Source organism: Rhizobium sp. A22-96, from assembly GCF_053521805.1.
The window spans coordinates 436,599-448,886 of sequence record NZ_JBNWDQ010000002.1; the positions used below are offsets into that span (position 1 = coordinate 436,599).

General features: G+C 55.4%; 15 protein-coding genes. 5 read left to right on the forward strand and 10 right to left on the reverse strand.

Going from position 1 to position 12,288, the window contains the following annotated elements; translation table 11 throughout:
• Positions 1 to 71 precede the first annotated feature (71 nt).
• Positions 72 to 1,328 carry an AGE family epimerase/isomerase gene (locus tag ACQZ6F_RS08565; RefSeq protein ID WP_449092117.1) on the forward strand — a complete coding sequence of 419 codons (1,257 nt, stop codon included), beginning with the start codon at positions 72 to 74 and terminating at the stop codon, positions 1,326 to 1,328.
• Positions 1,329 to 1,377: 49 nt separating this feature from the next.
• On the opposite strand, the gene ACQZ6F_RS08570 is transcribed toward ACQZ6F_RS08565, so the two are convergent.
• Together ACQZ6F_RS08570 and ACQZ6F_RS08575 are read right to left on the reverse strand one after the other, a co-directional pair.
• A complete protein-coding gene (locus tag ACQZ6F_RS08570) occupies positions 1,378 to 1,866 on the reverse strand; it encodes a heme-degrading domain-containing protein (RefSeq protein ID WP_449092116.1) in 489 nt (162 codons plus the stop codon).
• 59 nt (positions 1,867 to 1,925) lie between these two features.
• Positions 1,926 to 2,864, reverse strand: coding sequence for an ATP-grasp fold amidoligase family protein (locus ACQZ6F_RS08575; protein WP_449092115.1), 939 nt, complete (start codon positions 2,862 to 2,864; stop codon positions 1,926 to 1,928).
• Between the two features lie 92 nt (positions 2,865 to 2,956).
• Here ACQZ6F_RS08575 and ACQZ6F_RS08580 point away from each other — a divergent pair, with 92 nt between their 5' ends.
• The gene (locus ACQZ6F_RS08580; RefSeq protein WP_449092114.1) at positions 2,957 to 4,465 is read left to right on the forward strand and encodes an oligosaccharide flippase family protein; all 1,509 of its coding nucleotides are present in this window, start codon (positions 2,957 to 2,959) and stop codon (positions 4,463 to 4,465) included.
• Between the two features lie 5 nt (positions 4,466 to 4,470).
• On the opposite strand, the gene ACQZ6F_RS08585 is transcribed toward ACQZ6F_RS08580, so the two are convergent.
• Positions 4,471 to 5,631 carry a GumK N-terminal domain-containing glycosyltransferase gene (locus ACQZ6F_RS08585; protein WP_267550100.1) on the reverse strand — a complete coding sequence of 387 codons (1,161 nt, stop codon included), beginning with the start codon at positions 5,629 to 5,631 and terminating at the stop codon, positions 4,471 to 4,473.
• Between the two features lie 332 nt (positions 5,632 to 5,963).
• On the opposite strand from ACQZ6F_RS08585, the gene ACQZ6F_RS08590 reads away from it, so the two are divergent.
• The 3 genes from ACQZ6F_RS08590 (at position 5,964) to ACQZ6F_RS08600 (ending at position 7,879) form a co-directional block, all read left to right on the forward strand.
• Positions 5,964 to 6,929 (forward strand): polysaccharide lyase, encoded by a 966-nt coding sequence (locus ACQZ6F_RS08590; RefSeq protein ID WP_449092113.1) that lies wholly within the window; start codon positions 5,964 to 5,966, stop codon positions 6,927 to 6,929.
• Positions 6,930 to 7,064: 135 nt separating this feature from the next.
• Positions 7,065 to 7,361 (forward strand): hypothetical protein, encoded by a 297-nt coding sequence (locus ACQZ6F_RS08595; protein ID WP_068398236.1) that lies wholly within the window; start codon positions 7,065 to 7,067, stop codon positions 7,359 to 7,361.
• A 311-nt stretch (positions 7,362 to 7,672) separates the two neighbouring features.
• Complete coding sequence (locus tag ACQZ6F_RS08600; protein WP_449092112.1) at positions 7,673 to 7,879, forward strand: hypothetical protein; 207 nt, start codon at positions 7,673 to 7,675, stop codon at positions 7,877 to 7,879.
• Between the two features lie 62 nt (positions 7,880 to 7,941).
• Here the strand turns inward: ACQZ6F_RS08600 and ACQZ6F_RS08605 are convergent, their stop codons facing one another.
• The 7 genes from ACQZ6F_RS08605 to ACQZ6F_RS08635 all read right to left on the reverse strand — a co-directional run bounded on the left by ACQZ6F_RS08605 (position 7,942) and on the right by ACQZ6F_RS08635 (position 12,287).
• Positions 7,942 to 8,820: a sugar phosphate isomerase/epimerase family protein gene (locus ACQZ6F_RS08605; RefSeq protein WP_449092111.1), complete on the reverse strand. Its 879-nt coding sequence runs from the start codon at positions 8,818 to 8,820 to the stop codon at positions 7,942 to 7,944.
• Positions 8,821 to 8,969: 149 nt separating this feature from the next.
• Positions 8,970 to 9,299, reverse strand: coding sequence for a hypothetical protein (locus ACQZ6F_RS08610; protein WP_449092110.1), 330 nt, complete (start codon positions 9,297 to 9,299; stop codon positions 8,970 to 8,972).
• A gap of 75 nt (positions 9,300 to 9,374) precedes the next feature.
• On the reverse strand, positions 9,375 to 9,626 hold the full coding sequence (locus tag ACQZ6F_RS08615; RefSeq protein WP_449092109.1) for a hypothetical protein: 252 nt from the start codon (positions 9,624 to 9,626) through the stop codon (positions 9,375 to 9,377).
• A 209-nt stretch (positions 9,627 to 9,835) separates the two neighbouring features.
• Positions 9,836 to 10,468 (reverse strand): hypothetical protein, encoded by a 633-nt coding sequence (locus tag ACQZ6F_RS08620; RefSeq protein WP_449092108.1) that lies wholly within the window; start codon positions 10,466 to 10,468, stop codon positions 9,836 to 9,838.
• Between the two features lie 293 nt (positions 10,469 to 10,761).
• The gene (locus ACQZ6F_RS08625) at positions 10,762 to 11,418 is read right to left on the reverse strand and encodes a DUF4376 domain-containing protein (RefSeq protein ID WP_449092107.1); all 657 of its coding nucleotides are present in this window, start codon (positions 11,416 to 11,418) and stop codon (positions 10,762 to 10,764) included.
• Positions 11,419 to 11,434: 16 nt separating this feature from the next.
• Positions 11,435 to 11,854, reverse strand: coding sequence for a hypothetical protein (locus ACQZ6F_RS08630; RefSeq protein ID WP_449092106.1), 420 nt, complete (start codon positions 11,852 to 11,854; stop codon positions 11,435 to 11,437).
• The gene (locus ACQZ6F_RS08635) at positions 11,844 to 12,287 is read right to left on the reverse strand and encodes a hypothetical protein (RefSeq protein WP_449092105.1); all 444 of its coding nucleotides are present in this window, start codon (positions 12,285 to 12,287) and stop codon (positions 11,844 to 11,846) included. The genes ACQZ6F_RS08630 and ACQZ6F_RS08635 overlap by 11 nt, the downstream gene beginning before the upstream one ends.
• Position 12,288: the final 1 nt, after the last annotated feature.

Consider the following 12,288-nt stretch of genomic DNA (forward strand, 5'->3'; position numbering starts at 1 on the left):
ATCCATTACGCCATGACAGCGCTTTCGGGCGGCGCTATACGGCTTTTGGAAAAGAATCCCAGGAGGACGGCATGAACATACAGGTTGAACCGGCAACGCTCGGAAACTGGAACACGCGCACCTATCATCGGCGCTGGCTGCTGGATCAAGCGAGCGCCCTTTTTGATTTCTTCCAGTATCGCGCCGTCAATCCCAAGGGCGGTTTTTTCGATATGAACGATGCCGGAAAGCCGCTCGATGCAACCAATCCGGTGCGCGGAATCCATTCGACCGCCCGTATGGTGCATTGCTTCTCCATCGGATCGCTGCTCGGCCGCCCTGGCGCCAATGAGATTGTCGACCACGGAATGAACTATCTGTGGAACCACCATCGCGATACGACGCATGGCGGCTACGTCTGGTCGCTCAACAATGATGGTCCGGTCGATTCCAGCAAGCAGGGCTATGGTCACGCATTCGTGCTGCTTGCCGCCTCCTCCGCCAAGACGATCGGCCACCCTCTGGCTGACGGCATGCTTGCCGACGTGACTGAAATTCTGAATACGAAGTTCTGGGAGGAAAAACACGGCGCAATTGCCGAGGAATTCAACCAGGATTGGTCGCCGATCGATGGAGGTACCTATCGCGGCCAGAATTCCAATATGCACCTGACGGAAGCTCTGATGGCCGCCTTCGAGGCGACAGGGGACAAGTCCTATCTCGAAAAGGCTGAAAGCATCGCCGATCTGGTCATTCGCCGCTCGGCGGGCTCGGTCGGCTGGCGGGTCGCAGAGCACTTCAATACCGACTGGGTACTCGACAAGAATTATCGCGGCAATGAGATGTTCCGCCCATCGGGCACGACGCCGGGCCATTGGCTGGAGTGGGCTCGCCTCATCCTGCAGCTTTGGTCACTGGGCGGAAAACGCCATGACTGGATGCCAGAGGCCGCAAAGGGCCTCTTCTCGCAATCCATGGTTCTGGGCTGGGACAATGAAAAAGGCGGCTTTTTCTACACTCTCGATTGGGACGATGTTGCCGCCAAGCGCAACAAGCTCTGGTGGCCGGCCTGCGAGGGTGCGGGTGCCGCTCACTATCTCAATGAGCACGTTCCCAGCGACTTCCACGAAGAAAGCTATCGCAAGATTTGGAGTGTGATCGGCCAGGCCTTCATCGATCGCACCAATGGCGGATGGCATGAAGAACTGACGGAAGATCTCGTTCCGGCTCACACGCTATTCCCCGGGAAGGGTGACATCTACCACGCGCTTCAGGCCTGCTTGATTCCCCTGTTCCCGGCAACCGGCAGCTTGACCAAGGTCATCGCAGAGGCGGGAGGCGACATCTGAGACTACAGGCGGCGCCTCGCCTCAAGCTTGGCGCCGCCTGCGACCTGTCTTACGAGAGGCTAAGGTTGTGAAGTTCGTGGCCGAGCATCAGCGCCAGCGCCTCGACAACAAGATTGTGGTCTTCACGCTGAGGGAGGCCAGAAACCGTCACGGCGCCGATGCAGCTGGTGCCGTTGACCAAAATGGGGAAGCTGCCGCCGGATGCGGCGTAATCGGAGCTGGAAAGCCCGTTTTGCTCAATGGTCTTCCCCTGCTGCTCAAGCCGCAAGGTGCTGGCATAGCTGCTGCGGAAATAGCGCAGAACCATATTGCGCTTGCGGCGTATCCAATTGGAATTATCGGGCGTGGATCCGGGCAAGGCAATGTAGAAAACCGGCATGGAGTGCAGCGTAATGTCGATGGCGACACCCAGATTGCGCTCACTGGCAAGATCACGCAGCAATTTGCCGAGCACCCAGGCGGTGGAGAGGTCGAAGGCGTCGAAGCGCAGCGTCTCCTCTTGTAGCGCGATGCGAGTGAGGTCCTGGTCGATCGTCATGGAAAACCTTTCCTAAAATTGGATCGGCCTATCAAACGCGGAGAGAGTGATTTGTCCACCTATCTCTTTGGTATTTCGAAACCGAGCTGCCACTTCTGGCCGATCGATAGATCGTAATCTTCCGGCTCAAGCGCTTCGAAACCTCCACCCGGGTAAAAGGTCAATTCACCGACGCGAACCCACTCCGCCGACGCATAGAGATCGACGCGAACGAAATCGATATCATGGGCCACAGCTTCAGCAATGCGGATCATCTCGTCGAGCTGCGGTGGCCGTGCGACATCGCCGAGATAGAGGCCAAGATAGTCCCGATCATAGAACGGAAGCTTTTGCCAATCGGGCGTATAATTGCAGGAATAGCCCCGACCATTCTCGCGTATGTCGATCTCAATATGGGAAACCTTGCCGTTGAATGTGAATAGCCGATAGTCCCAGGGCACACGACCATCGACGAGCAGCATGCTTTCAATCAAAATCCGAGGTTGGATTTCACTGTAAGCCCACTCCCTATTGTAGGAAGCGTGGTCGATTGCCAGCCAATTGGCTGAAGGATTGTGTTCAAGGAGCTGATCGACATCGGCCTCTCCGTAAAGAAACCGCCCCACCCCGCTCGCATGCGTAGGCTTCACAACCGCCGGCAAAGAAATAGTAGACCAATCGACTGTGGCCAGATCCGTGCCCACCCAAAGCGTCGGGATAACATACTGGCTCCCTAATCTTTCGGCGATCAGCACTTTGGCCTCAGCCTTATCGACGAAACGCGGAAAGAGCGGATTGCGGTCGTAAAGCTTCCTGGCTTGGATCTTCTCGGTAAGGGTCTGGGGCGATGTCAGATTGGGGAATCTTCCTCGGATCGCACGGTATTTCAGCGCGCAGTAGGGCCTATCCGGCAGCGGCGACATGACTCGCCATAGAAGATTGTGCGCCCGCTCGCGCAATCCCTTCTGCAGATATCCGGGAATGAGAAATCCATCCCGGTCACCGCTTCTATCTGTCATGGCAGCCATCTTGAATCTCAACTAGAGCGCAAGTGAAAATTATCAGCCGCCCTTTAACACAAGGTTATGTGGCAGGCTCCAAGATGGTTCCCATGAGTGCATCTGCATCGAATCTTCTGAGAAGTTCGCTGATCAGCCTGGCAGCGACGTCGATCTCGTTGTTGGCCGGTTTCGCAAGCAGCGTCATCGCCGCCCGCCTGCTCGGCCCAGCAGGTTCGGGCAAAGTCGCCTATGCGATATGGATCGCGACTTCTGCCGCAGCATTGGCGGATATGGGGTTGCCGCAGATCTTGCTGCGCAATACAGGCGGCCTTTCGGGTAACGGCGAGCTATGGAAGGCACTGGTACGCACGGCACTGCGCAGCTTCATGATTTCGGTTGGGATGATAACGGCAGCCATATTGGCCTTTGCCGCTATTACCTACGTTCAACGCGATGCGCGGCATGCCTGGTTCTGGATCGTCACGGGGTCTTTGTTCCTAAGCTATGCATTTCACGTCTTTTCCACGGCAATCGCACGTGGGAGAAACCAGTTCGGACAGACGGCTCGTACGACTGTTCTCGGCGGCGCCTTGCAAATACCACTTGTTTTCGTCGGAGCCTGGTTGCTTGGCCCCACCGGCGCCCTGATCGGATATATCGCCCGCTATCTGCCTCAGGCGTTGAAATTGCGTGGCTATATCGATCGCAACATCAAGCCTTTACATCAGGCCTTGACCCCGGAAATGCGGCATTATGGCCGCTATATATGGTTGAGCGATCTTATCGAAATTCTGGTTCTCTCGCGTATCGAGTTCCTGTTTCTCGGCGTCTTTCTATCCCCGACCAGCATCGGATACTTCGCGGCGGCCCTCGGCCTTGCTGGCTTGATCGAACAGGTCATGCTCCAGATTTCACCCGCGCTGATCGTCAACTTCACAGAAGTCCATGCAAAAAACGATCGCCACATGCTTAATGCTGCATATGGACGCGTTATTCGCATCGTCGCCTTGATCATGCTGCCCATCAGCTTTGGCGGCGCCGCCATCACGCCCGATCTCCTGCCTCTCATATTTGGCGACGCCTTCGGGCCTGCAGTACCCGCTGCAGCCACCCTGCTCGCCTTTGTCTGGCTTGCGGGCCTGTCTGTTATTGCCTGGGGCGTAATCGGTGCGGCAGGCCGGAGCGGCCTTTTGCTGCGGGTGCAGATCATCAGCGGTATATTGACGATATTGTTGCTGGCGGTTCTTGTCCCGCGGGTGGGCCTGGAGGGCGCCGCTCTTGCGCGCGCGACGATTGTGACGCTGACCTTCACCCTACTCGGCTGGACCGCCTGGAGATATGTCCAGGTCGCGGTTCCCATGACGGCGTTGGCGAAAACGATGCTTGCTGCATTTCTTTGCGCAGCGGCTGCGAGCGTCGGCATCTACTATCTCGATGGGATAGCCGCGATCGCCACCGCCGTTCCCGCCGGAGCAATCGCCTATATCCTAGCAATCCGCTTCCTGCGCTTGGTAAGCCCTGAGGACGTACAGATCCTGATGGATACAGTTGGTGGAAAATTGAATGGTGTGTCGCGCCTTTTCGCCACCAGATTGTTCAATTTCCTGGCACCAGGCTGAGCCAGTCACGGCGCATCAAAGGCCACCGCCAACGTCTGTCGAGCGACTTCATCCCAAGTCATTATTCCATCTCGAAACGTCGGCGAACGCTGCATCGTCAGCGCAGCATCGATCTTCTCCCGCCAAGCATCCTCGCCATCGAGACGATAAGAAATGCCGTTGGCCCGGGCAAAAGGTACAAGATTAGGCAGCAGAATTGGGAGGCCGCAATAACTATACTGCGCCAGCTTCAGACTCGATTCCGCGAGATAAACTTCATCAGCCTTCAGACGATATGCGGCGATGCCGAAATCGGCATGCTGTAGATAGGGTATGATGCTTTCAAAGTCTCTCTCGCCGTAGATAATGATGTTTGGTGCCGCCCAACCGCTCCACGTCGCACCGAATACATGGAAATTCACGTCCGCGGCTGCGGCAGCCATTGCCGCGATCGAGGCCTGATCAAAAAGCATATTCCCAATGGAGACCGCATTGCGGCTGCCGGGCTGATATGGCGAGGGTTGCTCTCGATCAAACAGAGCAGCGTCAACGCCTTGTGGAATGACTTTCACGTTCCCCCCTGGCGGAAGCAAAGCTCCCAGCCGTTCCGAAGGAACGCAGACAGCATCGAAGCGCCCAATCTCAGTCGCTTGAATATTTTGGAGCGCGGGCGCCGCGCCGATGCTCTTCAGCAAATCACGACAAAAATACAGCGTGCGCGCCTTCGAATTGAGTCTCTTGATGTGACGAAAGAATGCGAGTGCGGAGCCGCTTTCAATCAACACCAGATCTGCATTAACTATGGCACGGCGGGCAAAGCTCGGGAGGTAGCCGCCATAGAGCGAGAACAGTGCCGCATTCGCCGCATTCAGGAAACGATTGTTTGAGCTGAACGCATGCAACGGCGGAAGATAGGCACCCGCGTTCAAATTAGCGCTGATTGGCTGAAATCGGTTCCCCTGGCCTTGCGACAGGGCACGAAAGCGTGGTCGATCCTTGAGCAGAGTGAGCCAGCTGTGGCCTATGGTCAAAAAATGGACGTCATGGCCCTGCTCTGCCCAGCGGGATGCGATGAAGTGGATTGACGCCTTGCGATAGCCACGCAGAAATACATGCGACGTCAGAATAACGATATTTCGTCGTGGCTCGGCCCTGTTGCCGACCAGCTCTGCGTTTCCATTTGCCAAAGGTAGTCCCCAACAGCGACCCTTAGCCGGTTTTTCATGACCGACATCGAAACATCGATAGGGCTGCGGCGGCGAACAATCATGTCCGGGGCGCTGGTAGCCGCAGCCAAAGCCCATTCCGCAGGGATATGAACCTCAAAGCGTCTAACAGGCGGTTAAAGCTGAGCTATCAGGTATGATAGCTCGTTGAATAAATATTTTGAGATGACGTAAAAGCGACCAGGATTAAGACGAATGCATAAAGAGGCAATATGACAGCCGCGCTTGCCTGCGAGAAGCGAACAGGTCATTGATAACGCTCTGCGAATAGCCCGCCAAAGGAATATCCCAGCATGAAGGCAAAATACGCGCTGCCCGCCATCCTGGCTTGCACATGCGCCGCGACACCAGCTTTGGCCGATGACCCAGCCCAATTGGTGCTGCGCGATAGCTTCGATGGCAAGGACTTCGCACCCTCTGGCCATCTTTATTATCGTGAGAATTCCGAGCAGAAGGCTGGAACGGTCGAATTCCAGTCAGAAGTGAAACGCTCGGGCACCGGAGCACTGAAACTCAGCGTCAAATCACTTTGCGCATCAGGCCAAGCGAACTGTAGCGAGAGAGCGGAAATATGGGAACGGACCAAGTATCGCGTGCCCTACAATCAAGGGGTTTGGTACGGCTTTGCCGTGAAATTTGCCGACCCAATCCCTTCGGGAGACCATCGTTATCTTATTGCCCAATGGAAGCGGGAAATCGGGCCGAAAGCCAAAGGTGATTTCAGCCCGTTCCTGGCGTTACGGCTTAACAACGGCAAGCTCTTTGCCACCGTCGAAACCAATTATGTTGCTCCGGCCGCCAACAAGGACAAAAATAATAGCAAGGCCTGCAACGACAGCGAGACGCCCGTCTGGTTTCGTCCCGAAACCAATCAGATGCGCGCGCTGGTCGCCACCGACAACAATTGGAGCGCGGGTGACGGCGAAGAATTTACGGACTGCACGAGTGCCATTACTGTAATAGATCGAGGAAATAAACTACCAGAACCAAGCTCTGGCTGGATTGACTTCGCCATCTACAGTAAACCTGGCCCGGATGGCTCTGGCCATATCGAGATATTCGCAAATAATAAATGGATTGTAACGGTATCCGGCCACATTGGACATAACGACCATGGGCTCGGCAAGAATCAATACTTCAAATTTGGACCCTATCGCGCCGCCGACACAACGGTCTGGACTTTATATTATGATGATTTTCGCCGATCACCCCGCTGTGCGGATGTATTGGGGGACCCCAACCTTTGCCCAATGAAATAATCGGCATACGACGGCAGGTTATTTGCCAATAGCGATGGTAAAAGGGCGCCGCGGAAAACTGCAGTTTTTTATGAAATCGGCTGAACCTTTTCGCTTCTTGTTGGTTATCTCTTTTCGTGAAGGAGGCCACCGAAAATGCTTACTACCCATCGCGACTGCAAGCATCACGTAAAGAGAAACGCAATTCCCTCTCTCGGCGAAATAGAGGGCCGTGTCGCTGTCCTTGAAATCGTTGCGCAATCCGCCTTGACCCATGTCTTCGATGAAGGCGAGGTCGATATCGACGCAGTGCTGTTGGTGCAAATCCGCAAAGCTATGCATCGCAAATGTACGGAGTTGAAGCTGGACGGCGAAGATACCGCATCCGCACTTTCCTACGCGGAGGAGCTGATCGAAGCTGCTGTGAAGGCTTCGCATCCAACCCATCAATGATGCCTTCTGGGCCAAGATTTGTATTGTCTCTCATGGTTGCGCTAGCACTTACGCTGGGCGTTCTTCTGTTTGTGGCGCCGCATGATTCAAGAGAAAAATTTGCGCCTCCACCCCCCCAGCCACTACGCATCGCGGCTAGTAGCAATGTGCCATAAAGAAACCATGTCGCATTAAGAGACACGGGATCTGTGTCATCTCAGGCTGGCGTTAACGTCCAGCAATGAAGGCGATTGCAAATTTCAAGAATAAACGCAGTGTTTGCTATACCCGCCCCGGCTCGAGCCAAGCCCCAACCAAGAATGGTGTAGCGAATGTCTATGATGGTCACCGCCCCTCTTTATCCTGACGACGTCGATGTTCTCGCAAGCGCCCTTTTCGCTTGGTGCGCCGAACGCAGCATCAGATTGCAGAGCCAGGAGGGCCTGTCCGCAGCCAACGTGGCCATAAATCTTTACAATGCGGGCTACCAAACACAGGATCAGCTTCTTGGCGCCCTGCATAGTCATGAATTTCACTAGCGTTTAGTCAGGGAAATCCCGATATTGTCCGTGGAAGATTGCGATGGAGCGCTAAAGGCTCGTCAAGCGGTTCCTGCGGTTGGCCTGGTCTTCTCCTTGCTCTCAAGAACGCTCGCTATGCACGCCCGCTCCTCGAGAATCCCGGACCACTCATCTTCATGATATCGTGAATCATAGATGAGCGTGAAAGGACCGCGATAACCCGCGGCCTCAGACAGCTCGACGCAGCGCACATAGTCGTCCACATCAAGACCGGAAGCGGAATAGCGTCCTTTCGCATGGCAGAGCTCAGCTCGCGCCATGATCATTGCCAAGTCTTCGTATTTGCCGTCACGCTCCCAATTTCCGAAATCACCGTTGAGCCCGACTTTGCCGTCCAGCGCATCGAGAACACGATTGACTTCCGCAGGCCGAGGAAGCAGATCGAACCAATTTTCTATAACCAGACGGGCACCTGCCGCCGAGGTAGGTTCGGCGAGCTTGCGCAGATAAGTTTCTACCCGGGTCAGGGCCATATCGGTCGGCTGAGCTTTCCCGGCAATGACACGCATGTTCTGGGCTCCAAGAGCCGCAGCTGTATCGATCCAGCCCGCCATCCATTCAGCATCGCGCTGCGCGGTATCCGGATCGCTAAGGTCCCCATCTTCGACCAGCAGCGTTTGGATTTTCACGCCAGCCTCTTGTGCGGCTCTGCGAAATTCGCCGATATAGTCGGGAGAGCGGCTCGGCAAATGGAAAGAGCAAATCTCCAGCCGAAACACGCCATGTTCAGCGCATTGCCGCGGCAGATCGATCAATTCGAGGCTTCCCTCCCCATAAGTCGGTTGACGGTTCGGCTGCGCGTTGTTTGCCGGCGTATAGGGATAAGTGCTGCCTAGCGCCCGATGCAACGACCAGCTCGAAACAGCAAAACGATCGGCGAACTTAACCACTGGGGTCATCTCGGCTTTTCCTCCCTATACCGCATGCCTGTATATGGACGGAAAAGCCCAATCGAATGCAACCAATAAAAGCGAAATCTCAAGATCGAAGATTTGCCCTCATAATCTGCCCGACTTCATACTAAGACCCGCCAAGAGTGAATAAGGTGTCAGGACACTCCTCGGCCACCTTTTACCCATCGAGAAATGGCATCAAAAACCAGATCGGCAATCCACATGGCGCACACGCCCACCACAAAAGCTGTAGCGTTCATGGCGGCGACAGCTTCCTGAGGCAAAGGCCAATTAATGGCTCGCAGATAAAAAAGTGCCGGCTCTGTCAGATAAGTCGCCGCCAGAGCCCCACAGATCGGCGAGGCGACAATTTCGCGTGTCGTGTAGTGACGTCTGGAAAGGCCCCGCAGGATGCCGCCTGAAAGGCCGGCGATGACGACCCCGGCTTTGATGCCCAATGCATCCAGAAATTCGTGAATCGTCATTGCTTCTCTCGGTCAAATTTTTGTGGACTGAAAATTGGATGCTTGTTCGGTCGAAGCATCCAGCAGAAATCGGCCCTATTTGCCAACGGGCGGCTGAGGCTTGATCAATCCGGCAACGCCGTCCCGCATAATATTGACAGCAATCTTCAACGCACTCAGGCCCGCGACCGTAGCGGCGGTGTAACCGGGACCGATGAAGGATTGCGAACATTCCAATATGCCGTCAGTCAGCTGAGTGCAGCCGGTTGCCAATAGAATGGCGACCAACAACGCCGACAAGGTGATCAGAACATTTAGAACATTGTGTAACATATTCGTGTTGAACATCTTTTTTCCTTTTTGGAAGGGTCGCAAAGCGCCCGCAGTCAGCCGGCGTTGACAGGTATGCTGCCGGCTCAAAGCGGTGGCGACGATTTACGCCTGCCTATGTCGATTGAAGGGGTAATGAGGGAGAGATCGCGTGAAGACACTCAGGATTCAGACGCTAGTGGTGGTTTGATACCTCGAGAGAGTCTGCTCAATCACACCGCAAGAAATTACCGAGCCGCCTCAACGGCCGCGGCAAATTTTTTGGCGTAACCGGCAATGTCTGCTGCACGATCCGTGCCATTGATAATTTTTCGCGCGCCGATCCAGTCGGTCACCGTAGTGCTAAAATAGTCGGCAAGCTTTTTGCCCGTAAAACGGCCATTGATCATGCCGTCGAAAAGGATTTCGATGGCCTTGACCGGATCAATTGCCATATCCGGATTGTCAACAATGCCGTATTTCGCGTAATTGTCCCGTCCGGTTATCTGCACCAAACCGCGACCACGGTAACGCCATCCGTCACCACTGGCCTCGTCTCGATTGCCCATCCGATTTGCATAGGCGCGATTTGCTATTCTTGGCGGCTGACGAGCACAAACAGCAGCCTGCGCAGCAGTGAAGTATTTGGGGAATGTCGCCTGCAGTCCAGCCACCGAGTAGTTCAGATTTTCCGAGACAGCGCACATCGTACCGCCAGTCTCGTGATAAACGGTCGCAAGCATGTAGGCCAACCAACGACTATCGAACGGCTGTGCCTTCCACGCAGAGAGAATCGCCTTGATGCCATTGACTTGATCTGCCGAAAGTCTCCCGCCGAACAGTGACAAACGCACCGCCGCAAAGATCTTCGCGTGCTCCATATAATTTTCCTTTGAAGAGAGATCTGACCTTTACCCCAGCATTCTTGACCAGGCCGGGAGACCTTGTGTCAAAGTTTCAGCTTGTGGAGACAACAGCTGACAATGCGCATGCAGCTCGCACCCAATGAACTGATCGCACTAGGCATATGAATGTCTGCCAATATCCGGCCGTCATCGATACTTGAGGGACAGAAGCATTTCATTGTTGAAACGCTACGCTGCGCCCGAAACGGGAAAATTGTGCGTGAGCCGAAATCTCGGATTGTTTATTGAAGGACTCGTTAGAAAAACCACTAGGCCATAGCCTTAGAGGGCCAGGCATAGGCATCGATTTCCGGGGTCGTGGTGATCGTGCCGGCAATGATCTGCTTGTTGACTTCGCCCTCGGCCGCAAAGCTCGCCTGCACATGGGCACCGACCATATTGGCGATCGCCGTCATCTGCGCAGCTGTCAGCTCGACAAAACCGGCAGCCGTCTTGAACTTCACGAGCACGTCCGGGTTTGCCTGCACATAGTTATAGGCTCCAGTGATCAACGACTGGCTGGCGCGATCGGTCATAATGCGCATGCCGTCGATAACGACTCCACCCGTTTCGACAGCGTAACGTTTGGTCGCTGCATAGGCATAGAGGTCCACAGGAACCGGCTCCGGAGACCAGCCGGCGACGACCGCCAGAAGGCTCGACGGCGTTTCCGGCCAATCGCCGGCCGAAGCGATCAGGGCAGCTTCCTTGTTGTTCAGCTGATCGAGGATCGCTTCCCTGTCGGCAACGTCCAGTCCGGCCGTAATCTTCGCGGCAAGCGCCAGCCAGAAATCCGGCACATTGTAGATCTGCTGACGGCCGAGCCAGAAGGCGACACTCGCCATCCAGCGATCGGCCTTGTTCTCCGAGCGCGCGGCAAGCAGCGCCTCTAACATCGGTTCATACATGCTGTCTATGCGGTACATGGCAGTCCTTTCTAGGTTAGGCATTGGCAAAGATGCGCACGGCTCGCCAATCGATCTCGGCGGCGGCGCGGATTTCAGGAGCGGTCTTGGCGGCTGCTAGAGCAATTTTGGCCGATCGGCGAAGAGCCTCGATCATCTGTGAGCCAACCTTCCAATGCTGATCACGCGTCAGGATCTCGACGGCCTTTTCGAAGCGGCTAACGCCATGCTCGTCCGCCTCGACCGTGAGATTGGGCGTCTCGCCTTCGGACACACCTACGCCCTGTTGCGGATCGGCGGCGATCAACTCGGCTTCGCGAAGCTTGACCGCGTAGACCGCGTCCTGACCGGGGATGACCGTGATGAACATCATACGCGCAAGCCTCAATTGCCGATCGATATCGGTCTGCGCTTCGATGCGCTCAAAGGAGAGATCGGCGGGAACATTAAACAGCATGAATGGTCACCTCGAAATGGTGGAAGGCCGCAGGGGCAATGAAGGGAAACCGATAGTCGCCGAGGACGTCGGTGGTAAATTCGAAGACGCCGTCCTCGATCGGGACGATCTCTCCGGCATGAAGGACCGAGGTGCCGGCCGGGACAGAAAAGCTCACCCTGTCCACTCCATCCGCGCGGATGGTGAGGTCGGTGACTTCGATCGCATTGGCTTTCGGCGTGATGACGCCCTCGAGAACGAAAGAGGTAGCATCGATGTCGAGCCGATATTGGTTGGCCGGAATCTCCATCGCCCGGCAGTCTGGAAAAATCGCCGTGAAGCTCTCAAGGTGCTGGCGCTGGACAGCTCCGGACTGCCGGATGCGCCCATCCGGCTCAACGATGATAAATCTAATGGTGGCCTCGGCATAAGAAGGCTGCTCTTCGTCTGGCATG